This is a genomic window from Oceanicaulis sp. UBA6590, from assembly GCF_002433705.1.
GTDB lineage: Bacteria > Pseudomonadota > Alphaproteobacteria > Caulobacterales > Maricaulaceae > Oceanicaulis.
Map to the genome: position 1 here is coordinate 1 of NZ_DJIQ01000059.1, position 18,108 is coordinate 18,108.

General features: G+C 65.1%; 18 protein-coding genes. 13 read left to right on the forward strand and 5 right to left on the reverse strand.

What is annotated here, in order from left to right; genetic code table 11:
• From B2Z70_RS11925 to pdeM, 5 genes are all read left to right on the forward strand, one after another.
• Positions 1 to 810, forward strand: an 810-nt coding sequence (locus B2Z70_RS11925) for a prolyl oligopeptidase family serine peptidase (protein WP_292983525.1), incomplete at its 5' end; no start/stop codon positions are given.
• A 109-nt stretch (positions 811 to 919) separates the two neighbouring features.
• Complete coding sequence (locus B2Z70_RS11930) at positions 920 to 1,885, forward strand: hypothetical protein (protein ID WP_292983526.1); 966 nt, start codon at positions 920 to 922, stop codon at positions 1,883 to 1,885.
• 119 nt (positions 1,886 to 2,004) lie between these two features.
• On the forward strand, positions 2,005 to 2,766 hold the full coding sequence (locus tag B2Z70_RS11935) for a carbonic anhydrase (RefSeq protein ID WP_040612503.1): 762 nt from the start codon (positions 2,005 to 2,007) through the stop codon (positions 2,764 to 2,766).
• Between the two features lie 111 nt (positions 2,767 to 2,877).
• Positions 2,878 to 3,897, forward strand: coding sequence for a ligase-associated DNA damage response exonuclease (locus tag B2Z70_RS11940; protein ID WP_009801621.1), 1,020 nt, complete (start codon positions 2,878 to 2,880; stop codon positions 3,895 to 3,897).
• The gene (gene pdeM, locus B2Z70_RS11945) at positions 3,890 to 4,648 is read left to right on the forward strand and encodes a ligase-associated DNA damage response endonuclease PdeM (RefSeq protein WP_292983527.1); all 759 of its coding nucleotides are present in this window, start codon (positions 3,890 to 3,892) and stop codon (positions 4,646 to 4,648) included. The genes B2Z70_RS11940 and pdeM overlap by 8 nt, the downstream gene beginning before the upstream one ends.
• Here pdeM and B2Z70_RS11950 read toward each other — a convergent pair.
• From B2Z70_RS11950 to B2Z70_RS11970, 5 genes are all read right to left on the reverse strand, one after another.
• A complete protein-coding gene (locus tag B2Z70_RS11950) occupies positions 4,645 to 5,139 on the reverse strand; it encodes a DUF3429 domain-containing protein (RefSeq protein ID WP_009801619.1) in 495 nt (164 codons plus the stop codon). The two genes, pdeM and B2Z70_RS11950, sit on opposite strands and share 4 nt — an antisense overlap.
• Before the next feature lie 29 nt (positions 5,140 to 5,168).
• Entirely contained in the window at positions 5,169 to 5,987 is an 819-nt protein-coding gene (locus tag B2Z70_RS11955; protein ID WP_009801618.1) for a TIGR02186 family protein, read from the reverse strand.
• Positions 5,987 to 6,913: a sulfite exporter TauE/SafE family protein gene (locus tag B2Z70_RS11960; protein WP_009801617.1), complete on the reverse strand. Its 927-nt coding sequence runs from the start codon at positions 6,911 to 6,913 to the stop codon at positions 5,987 to 5,989. Before B2Z70_RS11960 ends, B2Z70_RS11955 begins: the two co-directional genes overlap by 1 nt.
• Before the next feature lie 9 nt (positions 6,914 to 6,922).
• Positions 6,923 to 10,069 (reverse strand): peptidoglycan-binding protein, encoded by a 3,147-nt coding sequence (locus B2Z70_RS11965; RefSeq protein ID WP_292983528.1) that lies wholly within the window; start codon positions 10,067 to 10,069, stop codon positions 6,923 to 6,925.
• A 198-nt stretch (positions 10,070 to 10,267) separates the two neighbouring features.
• Positions 10,268 to 11,722: a hypothetical protein gene (locus tag B2Z70_RS11970; protein WP_292983529.1), complete on the reverse strand. Its 1,455-nt coding sequence runs from the start codon at positions 11,720 to 11,722 to the stop codon at positions 10,268 to 10,270.
• 165 nt (positions 11,723 to 11,887) lie between these two features.
• Here B2Z70_RS11970 and B2Z70_RS11975 point away from each other — a divergent pair, with 165 nt between their 5' ends.
• The 8 genes from B2Z70_RS11975 to B2Z70_RS12010 form a co-directional block, all read left to right on the forward strand.
• Entirely contained in the window at positions 11,888 to 12,379 is a 492-nt protein-coding gene (locus tag B2Z70_RS11975; RefSeq protein WP_009801614.1) for a MerR family transcriptional regulator, read from the forward strand.
• 94 nt (positions 12,380 to 12,473) lie between these two features.
• Positions 12,474 to 14,255, forward strand: a complete 1,782-nt coding sequence (locus B2Z70_RS11980; RefSeq protein WP_009801613.1) for an acyl-CoA dehydrogenase C-terminal domain-containing protein — start codon at positions 12,474 to 12,476, stop codon at positions 14,253 to 14,255.
• Positions 14,256 to 14,328: 73 nt separating this feature from the next.
• A complete protein-coding gene (locus B2Z70_RS11985; protein ID WP_009801612.1) occupies positions 14,329 to 15,495 on the forward strand; it encodes an acyl-CoA dehydrogenase family protein in 1,167 nt (388 codons plus the stop codon).
• Positions 15,495 to 15,911 carry a hypothetical protein gene (locus B2Z70_RS11990; RefSeq protein WP_292983530.1) on the forward strand — a complete coding sequence of 139 codons (417 nt, stop codon included), beginning with the start codon at positions 15,495 to 15,497 and terminating at the stop codon, positions 15,909 to 15,911. The genes B2Z70_RS11985 and B2Z70_RS11990 overlap by 1 nt, the downstream gene beginning before the upstream one ends.
• Entirely contained in the window at positions 15,912 to 17,120 is a 1,209-nt protein-coding gene (locus tag B2Z70_RS11995) for an acetyl-CoA C-acetyltransferase (RefSeq protein WP_009801610.1), read from the forward strand. It begins immediately after the preceding gene.
• A 4-nt stretch (positions 17,121 to 17,124) separates the two neighbouring features.
• Positions 17,125 to 17,394 carry a glycine zipper domain-containing protein gene (locus B2Z70_RS12000; protein WP_292983531.1) on the forward strand — a complete coding sequence of 90 codons (270 nt, stop codon included), beginning with the start codon at positions 17,125 to 17,127 and terminating at the stop codon, positions 17,392 to 17,394.
• The gene (locus B2Z70_RS12005) at positions 17,391 to 17,648 is read left to right on the forward strand and encodes a hypothetical protein (protein ID WP_009801608.1); all 258 of its coding nucleotides are present in this window, start codon (positions 17,391 to 17,393) and stop codon (positions 17,646 to 17,648) included. The genes B2Z70_RS12000 and B2Z70_RS12005 overlap by 4 nt, the downstream gene beginning before the upstream one ends.
• On the forward strand, positions 17,645 to 18,108 hold a 464-nt coding region (locus tag B2Z70_RS12010; protein ID WP_292983532.1), incomplete at its 3' end, for an enoyl-CoA hydratase/isomerase family protein. The genes B2Z70_RS12005 and B2Z70_RS12010, both read left to right, overlap by 4 nt.

Here is an 18,108-nt window from a genome sequence, read left to right on the forward strand (position 1 = left end):
GATGACTATGTGGTCAGCCAGACCTTCTATGAAAGCACGGGCGGGGCGCGCATTCCGATGTTTGTCGCCCATCACCGGGATGTCGATCCCAATGGCGTGCGCCCGACCCTGATCTATGGCTATGGCGGTTTTGCCATCACCCGCCGTCCGGACTTTGACGTACGGCGTCTGCAATGGATGGAGATGGGCGGGGTCTACGCCATCGCCAATCTGCGCGGCGGTTCGGCCTATGGTCGCGACTGGCACGATGCCGGGCGCCTCGCGAACAAGCAGAACGTCTTTGATGACTTCATCAATGCCGGCCACGCCCTGATCGATATGGGCTGGACCAGCCCCGATCACCTCGCCATCCATGGCCGCTCAAACGGCGGTCTTCTGGTGGGCGCGGTCGCCAATCAGGCGCCGGACCTGTTCGCCGCGGCTCTGCCGGCGGTGGGCGTGATGGACATGCTGCGGTTCAACCAGTTCACCGCGGGCCGGTTCTGGGTGGATGACTATGGCAGCCCGCAGGACCCGGAAATGTTTGACGTGCTCTATGGCTATTCGCCCTATCACAACATTCCCGAAACCGGCGAGTATCCGGCGACTCTGATTACGACGGCGGATACCGATGACCGCGTCGTGCCGGGCCATTCGTTCAAATACGCCGCCGCGCTTCAGGCGGCGGAGACGGGCGACGCGCCGACCCTGATCCGCATCGAGACCCGCGCCGGGCATGGCGCCGGCACGCCGGTGTCCAAGCTGATCGAGGAAGCGGCGGATCGCTGGGCCTTCATCGCCTATCACACGGGCCTTGAAATCGAGGACTAGGACGAGAGCCTTTATCTCATTGAAAACCCCGGAGCCTGGCTCCGGGGTTTTTGCTTTCAGTCTGGTCGCGATGTAATGTGAATAATCAATGTTTTGACATGAGGGTCTCATGAGCGACGCCGACAATCTCGCCCGCCTTGAAGCACTGTACGAGGCGTTCCGTGAAGGTCGGCCCCGTCCGGAAAAGGTGGCCTGCTGGCTGTCTGCAGCCTGTCTGCTCATGCGCGAAGACGACCCGGACGCGCTTGTGGCGCAAGTTCGCGACCGTCAGGCCGCTCTGAAGTCCGAGCTGGGTTGGCGCTCACCGACCGGCGCGCTGCGCTGGCTCTACGCCGCCATGATGACGCAGAACGACATCCCGGTGGAACGCTTCCTGGCGGCGCGTGCGGCCCTGCAGGACCATGTCGGCTGGTTTGAACGCGCCAGTCTGCACGCCGGCGGCGCACGGGCGGCGTTGATGCTGTGCGTGGGCTCGAGCGAGGACACGCCGATCGAGCGCTTCCTGGCGATGCGCGAGGCGCTTCAGCCGCCCTGGTGGCGCGCCAGCGCGTCAGTGACGGACACCTATGCCGCCATTCACGCCGCTCGCGGCGATGACCCGGCCGAAGTGCTGGCCTTGCGGGAGGCCGCCGAGGCGGTCTTTCGCGCCAATCCGCGATCCCGGGGCCATACCCGGGATGGCGGCAAGATGTGCGCGCTTCTCAAGGCCGACCCGCACGAGGCGATGGCGCGATTTGAAGCGCTGGACGCAGCTCGCCAGACCCACAAGGCCCTGCGCCGCCATGCCTTCCGGCAGCGTTTCGTTCAATGGGCCATTCAGGGGCTGGGCGTGGATGATGCGCTTGCCATCGAGACCCTGCGCCAGGCGGTTCCGAACTCGGTCACCTCCATGGGCGGGGAACGCACGGCGCTGGCTCATCTTGTTCATACGGCGGGGCGGTCCGGGCTTCAGGACGGGGCGCTGAGCGCCATGGACGCCGTCATCGCCGCCCAGACCGCTGTCATGGTCTCAGTCATCACCGCGAGTTCGGTGGCGGTCACCGCCAGTTCCAGCTCGAGCGGCTCGGGTTCTTAAGGTTGAATTAGCCAAGCGTTACGCAACTCTGTGACGCGTCATTAACCCGCCTGGCCCAAAACTGCTCCATGCGCTGAAACAGCGCGCATTTCCATGATCGGGACAGTTGGGAGCAGGATATGCGTAAGAGTTTACTGGGGTCCGCCATGGCGGCGTCCGCCGTGCTCGCTTTGGGCGGCGCGGCGATCGCGCTCGACCATCACGGCCATTCCTCCTGGGGGTATGAAGGGGATGGCGGCCCTGAGCACTGGGGCATGCTGTCGGCGGAATACGCCACCTGCGACAGCGGGCACGAACAATCGCCCATCGACCTTCATGCCGTCAGCGGTCATGCCGACGCCGTGCCGGCGCTGCACTGGGAAGACGGCGAAGGCTCGGTGACCGACAATGGCCACACCATCAAGGTGGACCTTGAGGACGCCGGCTCCCTGCACCTGGGCGATCGCGAGTATGAACTCGTCCAGTTCCACTTCCATGCGGGCAGCGAGCATACCGTGGACGGCCATCAATATCCGCTGGAAGTGCATTTCGTGCACGCCTCCGAAGACGGTCATCTGGCCGTTGTCGGCGTCTTCTTTGAAGAAGGCGCGGCCAATCCCGCACTCGACGCGCTCTGGGCCGCGATCCCCCATGAAGGCGAGCATCATGAGGTTGACGATGTCGATCCGGCTGCGTTCCTCCCGGCGGATCACAGCGCCTGGCGCTATGCCGGTTCGCTGACCACGCCGCCCTGTTCGGAAGGCGTGGCCTGGACCGTGATGCAGACCCCGATCTCGGCGTCCGCCGAACAGATCGCGGCCTTCACCGCGCACTACGCACACAACTATCGGCCGGTTCAGCCCCTCCATGACCGGCATCTGTCTGCGGGCGATCTGCACTAGCAAAGCCCGTAACGGGCGGCGCCGCTTTCTCTCCCCCCTCAAGCGGCGCCGCCTCCTTTCCTGTCAGGATCTCCGGTTTCCCGGCCCCCGAAGACGCCCTATGTCTTCTCCATGATCCGACCTGAGCAGCTTCTGCGCGAGACCGAACGCGGCCTCTGGTGTGAACCCGGGGGCTTTTTCATTGACCCCATGCGGCCGGCCGAGCGGGCGCTGGTCACCCATGGCCACGCCGACCACGCGCGGGCCGGGCATGATCGCGTTCTGGCGACGCCTGAGACACTCGCCATCATGGCGGCGCGGTATGGCGAGGCGTTCACGCCGGATCCGGTCCCCATTTCCTATGGCGAACGCCTCAGGATCGGCGAGGTGGAGGTGAGCTTTCATCCGGCCGGACATGTCCTGGGCAGCGCCCAGATCCGGCTCGAATGGAAAGGTCTCGTGATCGGAGTGTCGGGCGATTACAAGCGCCGCCGCGATCCCACCTGTGCGCCTTTCGAGGTGTTTCCCGCCCATGTCTATGTGACCGAGGCGACCTTCGCCCTGCCGGTGTTCCGGCATCCGGATGATGCGGGCGAGATCGCCAAACTGCTCAAGAGCGTGCAGGAGAACCCGGATCGCACCCATCTTGTCGGAGCGTATGCTCTGGGCAAGGCGCAGCGCCTGATCTGTCTGTTGCGCGAAGCGGGCCATGACGCGCCCATCCATATCCATGGCGCGATGGAGCAGCTCTGTGCGCTCTATCAGGATCATGGCGTCGATCTCGGTCCGCTCGCAAAAGCCACCCTGAAGGATGGCGAGGGAACGAAGCAGGATTTCGCCGGCAAGATCGTGATCGGGCCGCCATCCTCGTTTCAGACGGCCTGGGCGCGGCGGTTCTCCGATCCGGTCATCAGCTTCGCGTCGGGCTGGATGCAGGTGCGCGCAAGGGCGCGCCAGCGCGGCGTCGAGCTGCCTTTGATCCTGTCGGACCATGCCGACTGGGACGAGCTGACCCGGACGGTTCGCGACGTGAACCCGGAAGAGGTCTGGATCACTCATGGCCGCGATGACGCCCTGGCGCGCTGGGCGGAACTTGAGGGCTATAAGGCCCGCCCGCTCTCGCTGGTGGGATATGAAGACGAGGATGACTGAACGCCTTGCCTCGTTCCGCGGACCGCGCCTAACTGACCTGATGACCCAGCCGCTTCGCACGCCCCTCACCGATCCGGTCCTGATGACCGTGAACGGCGCCCGCCTGATCGCGGACCCGTCCGGCGTGGCGGTCTGGGCGGAGGAAGGCGTGCTGCTGGTCAGCGATCTGCATTTTGAGAAGGGCAGCGCCTATGCGGTGCGCGGCCAGTTCCTGCCCCCCTATGACACCCGCGCCACGTTGCGAAAGCTGGCGGAGGCCATTGCGATCTATCAGCCGCGCCGTGTGGTGGCGCTGGGCGACAGCTTCCATGATCTGGGCGCGGATGACCGTATGGCCCCTGAAGATGCGGACGCTCTGTCTGAGATCGTCGCCTCGGTCGAGGACTGGCTTTGGATTGAAGGCAATCACGACCCGAAGCCGCCGGAGCGCTTTGGCGGCCGCGCCGGGTTCGAGCTTGATCTGGGCCCGCTCCATCTGCGTCATGAACCGCAGGCGGGTGATCATCCTGGCGAGGTGGCCGGGCATCTGCATCCGTGTGCGAAGATCTCAGGACAAGGACGCCGTGTGCGTCGGCGCTGTTTCGCCACCGATGGCGCGCGGCTGATCCTGCCCGCCTTCGGGGCGTTCACCGGTGGGCTGAATGTCTGCGACGCCGCCTATGCGCCGCTCTTTCGTGAGCGTCCGCACGCCTACATGCTGGGCCGTGACCGGGTCTATGCGGTCAGCGGGTCCCGCCTTCTGGGCGATTAGAGGCTGAAGGTCGGAGAACTGCGCACGAAGGCGGTCAGCGCCAGGCACAGCACGACAACAGCGGTCAGGATGAAGCGCAGCGGCATGTACCAGCCGGGAAAGGTCGCGCCGCGAATGGCGGTCCGGTCCCACAGGAACTGGATGACGAAGCCCGCGATCAGCAGGCCCCAGCCGGTCAGCTCCAGATCCAGCGGCAGTCCGGGACGGTTCCAGACCTGGATGACCACCGCGACCCATCCCGCAAGGCTCAGGAGGATGGACAGCACCATGACCCCAGAGCGCGGCTTGTCGCTGCGGATCACCAGCTCGCTGGCCCAGCGTCCGCCCGCCAGGAAGGACAGGATCACCGCAGCGTAGACCGGAAGGGCGGTCGCCGCCTGCAGCGCGGCCTGGCCGCCCGCCATGACGCCGATGGCGCCGGCGAGGAAGGGCAGAAGGCCGCCAAACCCGAGGATCAGGACCAGAGGGGGAGCTTCGCTAAGACGTTGCATGGCGGGCGCCTCGTATCAGACTTGAACCATTAGCGCCGCTGGGTGACCGCGGCCGCCGTCCACCCGGCCAGCATGGCCAGGAGGACCGAGATAAAGGCGTACACGACCGGACGGTTCTGGGCCAGATCATAGATGGCCCGCTCCGCGCCCGCCTTCACCACGGTCAGATCCGTGCGCCGGGTTGCGATGGGTTGTCCATCCCGGAACAGGTACACATCTGCGTTATAGGTGCCGGTCGGCGTGGTGGGCGGCAGGATCACACGGGCCCTGAACAGCCCGCCTTCCAGCAGTTCGACGCCGCCCGGCGCTTCGCCGTACAGGCCGCGCCGGGCCTTGTTGCGCACCAGGGCTGCGCGATAGTCCACGATCTCGCCCCCAAGATCGGTCACCATCACGTTGCGCACGCCGAACAGGGTTTCCCGGCGAATGCTTTCAGGCGCGTAGAGCCGCACATGGTCCATGCCGATCTGATTGCGGCGGAGCGCCGAGAAGCTGGCGAAGTCAGACAGCGGGCGCGTGGAGGCGACCGCGTAATACCCCGCCACATCCTCGAACCGGACCGGGGCGGCGTTGATCCAGATGCCCAGCACCCGGCGTTTCTGCATGACCCGCAGATCGCCCGCCGGGCCGCGCACGGCCACCACGATGTCATCCCCTTCCTGCAGCCCGGTCGCCGCGCCGTAAAGGGTCAGCTCGGCGCCGGCGAAGGTGGAGCGGATCTCCACCACATCCTCGGTCAGGGCGGCGGCGATCTGGGCGGGCGGCTGGACGCCTTCAGGCGGCGCTGCAAAGGCTGTCCCGCCCGCGGCGGCGAGAAGGGTCAGGACCAGAGCGAGGTGTCTGAGCATCACTGACCTCCCTGTGCGTCGATGAGCACAAACAGGTCGGCCGGCGTGCTGGTGAGGTCCCAGGCCAGTTTCAGGCAGACGCTGACCACGATCAGCGCCAGGAGGGCGCGCAGCTCTTCAGCCGGGATCTTGCTGGTGAAGCGCGCGCCGATCTGGGCGCCCACCACGCTGCCGAGGATCAGGATGCCCGCCAGAACCATGTCCACGGTCTGGTTCTGCACCGCCTGCAGAAAGCTCGTCAGCGCGGCCACGAACAGGATCTGGAACAGGGAGGTGCCGATCACCACATTCGTGGGCATGCGCAGAAGGTAGATCATGGCGGGAACCATGACGAAGCCGCCGCCAACGCCCATCAGCGCGGCAAGTCCGCCTACGAGAAACCCGATGGCGATGGGCGGGATGACGCTCATGTAGAGGCCCGAGACCGCAAAGCGGGTCTTGAATGGCAGGGCGTCGATCAGTCCGCGCTTGCGGCGCTTGGGGCGCACCGGGCCGCTCGCGCCGCGCCGACGACGGATGGCGTTCACGCTTTCCACCAGCATCAGGCCGCCGATGACGCCCAGAAAGCCCACATAGCAGAGCGAAATCACGAGATCGATCTGCCCCAGGCGCTGCAGCAGGCCGAAGAGCTGGACGCCGGAAATCGAGCCGACCACGCCGCCGATCAGGAGGATCAGCCCCATTTTCACATCCAGCGTCTTGCGCCGGAAATGGGCGAGCGCGCCGGAAACCGAGCTGGCGACAATCTGGTTCGCCTGGCTGGACACGGCCACAGCGGGCGGAATCCCGAGAAAGATCAGGATCGGCGTCATCAGGAAGCCGCCGCCCACGCCGAACAGGCCCGATAGAAATCCCACGCCCAGACCCAGGCCCAGCAAGAGCCAGAGGTTCAGCGAAATCTCGGCTATGGGCAGGTAGATCTGCACCGCCCCGGCCTAACCGGCGGCGGCTTGTTCAAGCCGTGAGAGCAGGGTGCTGTCCACCCGGTCCGACACTGTCAGGCCTTCAGAACGGCGGAAGTCACGAATGGCGCTGCGCGTGCGCGCGCCCATCATCCCGTCCGCAGGGCCGGGCTGGTAGCCCAGCTGGGACAGGAGCGCCTGGGCCCGGGCGATCTGGGCCGGGCTGGCGATGACGTCGGTCTCCCACGGCTGGGGCGCGTAATCGCCCTGCGCTTCGGGATCGGATGGGCGCGGGGTGAAATTGCGGGCGACCGATTCCGCCGCCGCGCGCTGTTCGGGGGTCAGCATGGAGCGCAGCTCGGCGGCGGAATTGCGCGCCTCGGCGTCTCCTGCATTCGCAGCGATGGTGAACCAGGCATAGGCGTCAGCCGGGCTTTGCGGCACGCCGAAGCCTTCCTTGAAGAGAAGCGCGATATTCACCTGACTGTCCACGAGACCGTGAAGCGCCCCCTGTTCGAACCAGCGGGCCGCGGTTTCCTGAAATTCAGGCGTGGACTCGGCGTTGATGAACATGCCGCCTGCGTCATGCATGGCCTGCACATTGCCGTTCCCGGCGGCGCGGGCCATCCAGTCGCGGGCTGCGGCCGGATTGGCGGGCACGCCCTCGCCATTGGCCAGCATCAGCGCAAAGCGGCGCTGCGCCGCGGGAACGCCTTGCTCGGCGGCGCGGCGCATCAGGGCGGCGGCGTCCGAATAGCGCTGGTCTTCCAGCTGCTGCAGCGCCAGCTGATAGCGCGCCACGGCGTCGCCACTGGCCGCGGCGCTTTCAAGGCTCGGCGCCGCTTCGGTTTGTGATGCACGCTGTTGCGGAGGCGGGGCGGGGGTCGGAGCTGCTTGGGTTGGAGCTGGCGCAGCCTCGGGCTGGCTCTGGACGGTCTCAGCGTCTGCCGCGGCAGTCTCTGTCCCAGACGTCGCAGCAGGCTCGGCCTGTATTGCGGTAGCGCCGGTATCGGTAGAGGGCGCGGACAGGTCCGCCGGTTCGGAGAAAAGGCTCGACAGCGACGCGGACGGGTCCGCGCTCAGGGCCGACTGTTCGGGACCATTGATCGCTTCCATCACCAGCATGCCGGCCGCCGCCGCGATGGCGAGAAAGCCCAGCGCGCTGGCGCCCAGGAGCAAGGTCTTGTTGGAGCCGCGCTGCTCTTTCTGAACGGGCGGGGTCCATCCCGCCTCTCCGCCCCGGTTCGCGCGCACCTGCTTGCGGGCCTTCGCCAGGAAGTCCGCATCGGCGGTTGCGCCCATGGCGGCGGGTTTGCGCGGTTCGGCCTCGGCTTCGGGCGCGCGGTGCTGCGGCGCAGGCTGAGGCTTGGCGGAGGCGACAGGGACCGGATCCGGACGGGTGAAGGAGGAGGCGCGAGCGGGTTCCGCCTTGATGTCGAAATCGTCGTGCGCGGGCAGCGCGAAATCCTCATCGGAATCGTCTGCGTTCACCCAGCGGTCGGGCGCTTCGGGCAAGGGTCTGGAGAAGTCGTTGATGGCGTCGTCCGCTTCCTGAACGATGGCCTTGGACTCGTCCTTGTCCTTGTCCCGGGATTTGCCCTTGCGACCCTCAATGGCTTCAAGCCGGATCGCCAGCGCGTTCATGGCCTTCTGGACAGGCGACAACGCTTCGCTGGTGTCCTGCCGGGCCTGATCCAGTCGCTCATGAAGGCCGGTCATGGCCTGTTCGATGCGCTGGGCCGTGCGTTCTTCCGAGGCGCGGATACGGGTTTCCAGATCCTGCTCCGTATTGGAGGAGCGGGACTGTTCCAGTCGTTCGACAACCTGGGCCATGCGTTCGCCCGCTGCTTCGACCGCCTGCGCCGAGCGGTGCTCGGCCTGCTGAACGCGATCTGCCAAGTTTTCCCCAAGCTTGGCCACCTGTTCGCCAATCCGCCGCATCGCAACGGAATTGTCCTGGCGAACCTTTTCGAGACGCGCTTCGATGTCGGCGCGATCTTCTTTGTTCTGTCGTTTGGCTTCGGCTTCATCCAGGCGGCGCTGAAGGCGCTGCTCTGACCGGTCCAGTCTCTGATCCACGGCCCGCGCCAGGCGGGCCACTTCCGCGCCGATGCGCTGAAGGGAATCAGACTGGCGCTGCTCGGCGGCGCGCAGTCGCGTTTCCGCCTCCGCCAGCGCGCGCTCAAGACGCGGACCGTCCGCGTTCCTGGAGACTTCCGCGATCTGGCGCGCACATTCGCTGCGCGTGTCGCGGATCACATCGGCGACTTCGCGCGCCAGCGCATCAATGCGCCGCTGCACATCCTCTTCCTTGAGGGCGTTCGACTGCAGGCTCTCGAGCTGGCGCAACCGCGCATCGAGCTTCTCCTGTGAACCCGCCAGCGCTTCAGCAGCGCGCTGGGTAGCGCTTTCCGCCGAGATGATCCGGCTTTGCAGCGAGCGTGAAGTGTCCTGCAGGTCGCTCAGCAGGGACTGGGTGCGTTCATCGCGGGTCTCGACCAGATCGCGCAGGGCGCGGGTCTCGTCGGTCAGGGTCTTCTCGGTGTCCTCCAGGCGCTGGCCCAGCTTTTCGAGGCCGCGCTCGGCGCTGTCGCGGCGACGCTCTTCCTTGTGCGCCAGGGTATCGAGTTCGGTGCGCACATCGCGCTCGGTCTCGTAAAGACGGCTGGCCAGTTTCCCGACAGTGGTCTCGACAGACTTCAATGCGGCGGGGTCTGCGCCTGCGCCCGGTCCGGAGCGCTCGAGACGGCGAACACGATCGAGAAGTTCATCCTGCTGGGCGCGGGTGCGCTTGAGCGCGTCCTGCGCGCTTTCGCCGTCGTCATCGATATTGTCCTCGATCATGTCGAGGCGGCGCGAGATCGCGGTCACCGACTGATCGATATGGGAGAGGGCCTGGGTAGAGCGCCGCTCGGACGCCTCCAGCCGGTCAGACAGGCGCTGCACCAGCTCGTTCAGCGCGTCATCGCTGTCAGATCCGCCGCCATCGCCGTCGCCGAATCCGGGGAAGCGCGACAGCTGGTCATCCCAGTCCTTGGCGGGTTCGGAGACGCCGTCATCCAGAATGACCCGATTGAGCCATTCGCCCAGAGTCATGCCTTCACGCCTCGCCGCAGATTTGGCGAGGGCGCGGGCGCGGGGATCAATCCCCTTCACACTCCAGGGCGCCACAGGCGGCATGCCGACTCATCTCCAATGTCCAGCCTCGACCCTATAGACGCGGTTAATATTGTGTAAACCAGTCAGGCAGGCGCCATATCTGGTATATCCACATGGAATCACCGCTCCGGCGGGCGAACGCACGGACTCAACTCTGAATCAAGAGCAGGTGATGCGGTTAACGCCTCGTAAATCTCTCTTAAACTGGAGAGAATCTGATCATTGAACAGGCATGGAGGGGGCTGACGGCAGCCAGAAGGGGGCCAGCTCGGTCATGCGCGCCTCCAGCACATCGACCTGGGCGAGCGGCGTATCCTCGATCGGGCGCGGCAATTCGCGTCCGAGATCGAACAGGGACCAGGCCGGCGCGGGGGCGCCAGCGGCCAGATAGCGCTGACCCAGATGCCAGTAGGCGTCGGGAGCGAAAGGGTCCAGGACCAGGGCCTGAGCCAGCAATTGCGCGGGATCGAGTTCAGGATGCGCTTGCAGACCGACGCGCCCCCAGCTGATCAGCGCGTTCGCGGTCAGAAGGCGCGCTGCGGCTCCGGCATGGCCGTCCCGGTCGATGAACAGGGCGAAACGCTCAACTGCCGCAGCTGGATCATTCTCCGCGAGCGCTTCCAGCCCTGCTGACAGGGTGCGGAAGTCTTCATCCTCGGCGCCCTGGAGCGCCAGAGCGCTGGCATAGGCGCAGGTCAGGCGATCGCTGCCGATGGAGGCTTCCGGGCAGGGGCCGAAATGATGGGTTTCCTGAATCTGCACCAGCAAGGCGCCCGCATAATCGCCGTCTTCCTGAAGACTCTGGCTTTCGTCAAAGAAATCCACCGGCGTCGGCGCGGAGCCCCGAGCGCCGGAGAGGGCGCTCTGCGCAGCCTCGAGCACCTGGTTCAGGCGATCCGCGCCCGCCGGGATCAGGGTCGCGTTCTCGGGCAATGGCGGCAAGCCAGGCAGGACCTCCGGAGCGTCGACGTCACGGGTCCAGCGCTCCATGCGCCCGGCGGGGCTGTCGGGGCTGTAGACGATGAAGCTGAACGCACAGGGAAAGCGCGAGGACTGAGACAGGCGCGCCATGATTTCGGGGTGGATCGGAGCGACATAGGGCAGCCACGCCAGGGCGCTGGCGGCATGTGCATTGTCTATGCTGTCCGCCTCGCACCTCGATCCTTCGCCGCCATAATCCGCGCTGAAGACAAGCTGGTTGTTGTACTGGGCGACAAAGCCGGTGGGGGTGTCGGTGAGGGCCAGCGCGCCGCTCTGGGAGGCGACGCCGGTGGCGGCTTCGAGCCAGACCCTGTCAAAGGTCCCGGCATTGCCGAAGCTGATGACGTCGCGACGCCCGCCCTCGCTGAGCGCGACATAGATATCAAGATGACGCCGCGCCTCGGCATACAGGCTGGTCTGCATGATATCGGTCTGATCGGCGGGTTGGGCGTAGAGCGCGCGCTGGCCGATATCGAGCCACATCTGCGCGCCCTGTTCGGTCACCCAGCTGGCCCAGTCCTCTCCGTATCGCACGCTGCGGGACCGGCCTTCGCGGGCGGCGGAGGACCCGACCGAAGAGACATCCACCCGCCAGAGGGTCTGGATTTCGTCGGCGGGCGCCGACGCGGCTTCGCCTTGCGCCCAGGCGGGCGAGGTCAGCAAAAGGCAGGCGGCGAACGCGATCAGGCGCATTTGCAAATCCTTGGCCGAATGAACGGCGAGTCTGCTTCAGTTAACCGCCAAATCAATCGACGAATGCGGCGCGGTCAAGGCGTCTATAAGACAAGGTTGAGGGCGTCGCATAGATGTCACCAGATTGACGTTGACGTTCACGTCAAGGCGCATACACTCCCCGCCATGACTCAGACCGCGCCCTCTGATGTTGAGCTTTCGATCCGCGAGATCGCGGAAAAGTTCGACGTGACCCCGCGCACGCTGCGCTTTTACGAGCAGAAAGGCCTGCTCAATCCCAAGCGTCGCGGCGGATCGCGCTGGTATACGGCCGCCGATGTGGCGCGCCTCTCCCTGATCCTGCGCGGTCGGCGGGTGGGCTTCTCGCTCGAGGAAATCGGTGAGATGCTGGATCTTGAAGCGCTTGCGGCCCGCTCGCATGAAACCCTATCGCGCAATCTCAAACGGTTTCGTGCGCGGATCACGGCGCTCGAACAGCAACGCAATGACATCGAGGACGCCCTCGCCGAACTGAACGCCGGTTGCGCCTGGCTGGAAGAGCGGCTGGCCGACCGGGAGCCGTCCGAAGACATCAAGCGCCGCGCCGCCGCCTTTGAGGCGCTGGCCTCGGCCCGACTGACGCAATGGTCCGGCCATGCGCCGGACGACCCGATATGACGCTTTCGCGAAGAGGCCGTGACAGGACTCGACGCGCACAGGCCGACATGGCCCCATACCTATAACCACCTCGACCCCTACGGAGACGGTCCCAATGCCCGACTACAAGGCCCCAAATCGAGACCAGAAATTTGTGCTGAACGAGCTGCTGAACGTTCAGCAATACAGCGACATTCCCGGCTTCGCTGATGCGTCCGAGGATATCGTCAACGCCATCCTGGAAGAGGGCGGCAAGTTCTGCGAAGGCGTGCTGCATCCGCTCAACAAGGTCGGCGACCATGAGGGCTGCAAGCTGGATGACGGCGTGGTCACCACCCCCACCGGCTTCAAGGACGCTTACGACCAGATGACCGAAGGCGGCTGGACCGCGCTGTCCGCGCCGGCGGAATTCGGCGGTCAGGCGCTGCCGCACTATCTCAATCTCGCCTTCAACGAGATGGTCACGAGCTGCAACATGGCCTTCGGCATGTATCCGGGCCTGACCAACGGCGCGGCGCAAGCCCTTCTGGTGGGCGGTTCCCAGGAACAGAAAGAGCTTTACCTGCCGAAGATGTTCTCCGGCGAATGGTCGGGCACCATGAACCTGACCGAGCCCCATTGCGGCACCGATCTGGGCATGCTGCGCACGAAGGCGGTTCCCCAGGGCGACGGCACCTACAAGATTTCCGGCCAGAAGATCTGGATCTCCGCCGGCGAGCACGAGATGAGCGGCAATATCGTTCACCTGGTGCTGGCGCGCGTGGAAGGCGCGCCGCAGGGCGTGAAAGGCATCTCGCTGTTCGTGGTGCCCAAATACCTGCCGGACGCCGATGGCAATCCGGGCGAGCGCAACTCGCTCAAGTGCGGCGGCCTGGAAGAGAAGATGGGCATTCACGGCAACGCCACCTGCGTCATGAACTATGACGAGGCGACCGGCTGGCTCGTGGGTGAAGAGAACAAGGGCCTCAAGATCATGTTCGTCATGATGAACGAGGCGCGTCTGGGCGTGGGCCTGCAGGGTCTGGGCCTGGCGGAAACCGCCTACCAGTATTCGCTGGCCTTCGCGAAGGACCGCATCCAGGGCCGCTCCCTGACCGGTCCGAAAAACCCGGACGGCCCGGCCGACCCGATCATCGTGCACCCCGATGTGCGCCGCATGCTGATGGACCAGAAAGTGTTCGTGGAGGGCGCGCGCGCCTTCACCTACTGGACCGCGCTGCAGGGCGATCTCGAGCACAAGGCCGAGGACGAGGCCGTGCGCGAGAAGGCTGGCGATTTCATGGCGCTGTTGACCCCGATCGTGAAGGGCTATCTGACCGACAAGGGTTATGAGAGCGTCTCCACCGGCCTGCAGGTGCATGGCGGTTCGGGCTTCACCCGTGAGTGGGGCATCGAGCAGCTGCTGCGCGATGCGCGCATCACCCTGATCTATGAAGGCACCAACGGCGTTCAGGCGCTCGACCTGGTGGGCCGCAAGTTGGCCATGGCCGGCATGCGTCCGATCAACTCCTTCTTCGGCGAGCTCGATGACTTCATCGCCGAGAACCAGGGCGACGCCGATCTCAAGATCTATGTGGACGGTCTCGCGGACGTGAAGGCCAAGCTTCAGAAGGCCACCAACTGGCTGGTCGAGAAGGGCCTTGAGAACTTCGACAACGCCGGCGCCGCCTCGACCGATTACATGCACCTCTTCGGCCTGACCTGCTTTGCCTATATGTGGGCGAAAATGGCCAAGGTGGCGGCCGCCAAGAAGGGCGACAGCGATCCGATCTACGCGACCAAGCTGGTGACGGCGAAATATTTCGTCGAACGCTGGCTGCCGCAGGCGGACGCCCATCTGGCCCGCATCGAATCCGGCGCCGAGACCATGATGACCCTCGAAGCCGAGGCGTTCTGAGACTGATTGCGAAAAGCCCTCCGTCCCCGGGACGGAGGGCTTTTTCGCCAAGACCTATCTGGGAGGAGACCAAATGACGGCGCAAGTTCTCAATGTGCCCAAGCCTGAATGGCTGGATCAGGAAGACGTCAACATTTTCGATGGCGCTGTGCGCAGCTTCATCGAAAAGGAATGCCTGCCCCACGGCGATCGTTGGGAAAAGGAAGGCATGGTGGACCGCGAGGTCTGGAACAAGGCCGGCGAAAACGGCCTGCTGTGCCCCGCAGCCCCCGAGGAATACGGCGGAGCGGGCGGCGACTGGCGCCATGACTACGCTTTCCACATGGCCATTTCCGAAATGGGCGTGGATGGCTGGGGCGCGAGCCTGCACAACTCCATCGTGGCCCCTTACGTTTGGCACTACGGCACTGAAGAGCAGAAAAAGCGCATCCTGCCCAAGCTGATCTCCGGCGAATATGTCGGCGCGATCGCCATGACCGAGCCGGGCGCCGGCTCTGATCTTCAGGGCATCAAGACCACGGCCGTCAAGGACGGCAATGGCTACAAGATCAACGGGTCCAAGACCTTCATCACCAATGGCGGCACCGCGAACTTCATCGTGGTCGTGGCCAAGACCGATCCCAAGGGCGGCGCCAAGGGCACCTCGCTCTTCCTCGTCGAGACCGACGGGCTGGATGGCTTCCGCCGCGGCCGCAATCTCGACAAGGTCGGCATGAAGTCCCAGGACACCGCCGAGCTGTTCTTCGAGGACATGAAGGTCCCCGCAGAGGCCCTGCTGGGCGAGGCGGAAGGCCAGGGCTTCTTCCAGCTGATGGAACAGCTGCCGCAGGAGCGTCTTCAGATCGCGGTCCAGGCCGTGGGCATGATGAAGCGCGCCCTCGCCGAGACCATCGCCTATGTCAAGGAACGCCAGGCGTTCGGCAAGCCGGTGATGGGCTTCCAGAACACCCAGTTCAAGCTCGCCGAACTCAAGTCCAAGGCGACCATCGCCGAGGTCTTTGTCCAGCACTGCTCTGATCTTCTGATCAAGGGCCAGCTCGATGCGGCGACAGCGTCGATGGCGAAATACTGGACGACGGACATCCAGTGCGAGCTGATCGACGAATGCGTCCAGCTGCATGGCGGCTATGGCTTCATGAACGAGTATCCCATCGCGCGCATGTGGCGGGACTCGCGGGTGCAGCGCATCTATGGCGGCACCAACGAGATCATGAAGCTCCTGATCGCCCGGACGCTGTAATGCTGACGCGGTTCGTCATAAGTGCGGCGGCGGGCGGTCTGCTCGTCGCCTGTGCGCCTGACGCGCCGCCAGCGAGCGAGGCCGCCCCCGATGCGGCTTCGCCGCGCGCCTATTTCGAGCAGACCTTTTCCGGACGCTGGGGCATGGACGCCTCGTGTGCGGAAGAGGGTCTGTTCCGGCTCGGCCCGGACCGGCTCGAGCTCTACGAACGCAGCTGCGACGTCCTCGCGCTTGAACGCGACGGGGACCGGATCGCAGCGCGCACGCAATGCGCAGAAGAAGGCCAGCGAATGGCCGAGAACACGCACATCCTCAGTCGCGTCTCCGACAGCGAGATCACTGTCTCGGACGGACATTACGAATGGACCCGCCACGCCTGCGGCGCGACGGGAGCCCAAACACAGGGAGCCCAGTAAATGACTGACGCTTATATCTTTGACGCCACGCGGACCCCGCGCGGCAAGGGCAAGAAGAACGGCACGCTTCACGAAGTGACCGCGCTTCAGCTCGCCACCCAGCAACTCGAAGCCATCCGTGAGCGCAACAATCTCGACACGTCCTATGTGGATGACGTGATCCTGGGCTGCGTCTCCCCGGTCGGCGAGCAGGGCGCCAATATCGCCCGCGCCGCCGCGATCAACGCCAACTATGCCGAGACCGCCTCGGGCTTCCAGGTCAACCGGTTCTGCGCCTCCGGCCTTGAAGCGGTGAACCTCGCCGCGGCGAAAGTCATGTCCGGCGAAGCCGACATGGCCATTGGCGGCGGCGTGGAAGCCATGTCCCGCGTGCCGATGGGCTCTGACGGCGGCGCCATGGCGGTCGACCCGGAAATGGCGTTTGACCATTACTTCGTGCCGCAAGGCGTGTCCGCCGACCTGATCGCCACCAAGTACGGCTATTCCCGTGACGATGTGGACGCCTACGCCATCGAGTCCCAGAACCGCGCCGAAGCCGCCTGGAAAGAGCGTCGCTTCGACAAGTCCATCGTGCCGGTGAAAAACCAGCTCGGCCTTGTCCAGCTTGATCATGACGAGCACATGCGTCCGGGCACCGACATGCAGTCGCTGGCGAGCCTCAAGCCGTCCTTCAAGGATCTGTCGGCTTTCGTGGGCCTCGATAAGGTCGCGATGCAGAAATATCCTGACATCGAGAAGATCAACTTCGTCCACCACGCCGGCAACTCCTCGGGCATCGTGGATGGCGCCGCCGCCATCCTGATCGGCACCAAGGAAATGGGCGAGAAGCTCGGCCTCAAGCCGCGCGCCCGCATCCGCGCCATGGCCTCCATCGGCTCCGAGCCGACCATCATGCTGACCGGTCCGGCTCCGTCCGCCCGCAAGGCGCTCAAGAAGGCCGGCATGAGCCCGTCCGACATCGATCTGTTTGAGATGAACGAGGCGTTCGCGTCCGTCGTTCTGCGCTTCATGGAAGATCTCGGCGTCGAGCACTCCAAGACCAACGTCAATGGCGGCGCGATCGCCATGGGTCACCCGCTGGGCGCAACCGGCGCGATGATCCTCGGGACCGTGCTCGACGAGCTCGAGCGCACCGGCAAGGGCACCGGCCTCGCCACGCTCTGCGTCGGCGGCGGCATGGGCACCGCGACCATCATCGAGCGCGTCTGATCTGATGGCTGAAGCGAACTCCAAACCGGCCGCCAGCCAGAACGCCCTGCTCAAGGGCTTGCCATTCGGGCTGGCCATTGGCGCAGCGCTGGGGATCTCCCTCGGCGTCGCTTTCGGCGTGGCGCTGGACAACCCGCTTCTGGGCCTGGGCCTCGGCCTCGCCTTCGGACCGGGCGTCGGTTTGCCGTTCGCTGTCGCTATCGGAACAGCTCTGCTGAACAGGTCAGACGATCCCAAGGATCAAGACGATACGGACACGGAGACCGGAGCATGACTTCGAAGACGGACAATACGCTTCTGTCGAAAATGGATATCGGCAAGGGCCTGCCTGCGGGCGTGGTTCTCGGCCTCATCTTCGGCATCGGTTTCGGCGATTGGCTGGGCAATCTCGCCCTTGGCCTGGCGACCGGGATCGTGATCGGCGTGTGTCTGTCGCCTCTGTTCGGCCTGGCCTTTTCAACGTTCAAGAAGAATGACCAAGGGGGCGGTGACGCGCAGGCGTCATCGTCACAGGAGACCTCACAATGACCTATACGCATTTCAAATTCGAGGTGGACGGCGACGGCATCGCGCTCATCACCTTTGACTCTCCGAACGTCTCGATGAACGTTCTGTCCAACTCCGTCATGCAGGAGATGGGGCAGATCGTCGAGAAGATCGGCTCTGACGACGCCATCAAGGGCGCGGTCATCACCTCGGGCAAGAAAGCCTTCTGCGCCGGCGCCGACCTGTCTGAACTCGGCGGCGGCATGGCCGACCTCAAGGGCCTGTCCGAAGAGGAAGCGAAATCCAAGCTGTTCGACACGGCCTATCGCCTGAATCAGTCCCTGCGGGCGCTGGAAACCTGCGGCAAGCCCATCGCAGCCGCCATTAACGGTCTGGCGCTGGGCGGCGGCTTTGAAGTCACGCTCGCCTGCCATTACCGCGTCATGGCGACCGATACCGGCGCCAAGCTCGGCCTGCCTGAAGCCCTTGTCGGCGTTCTGCC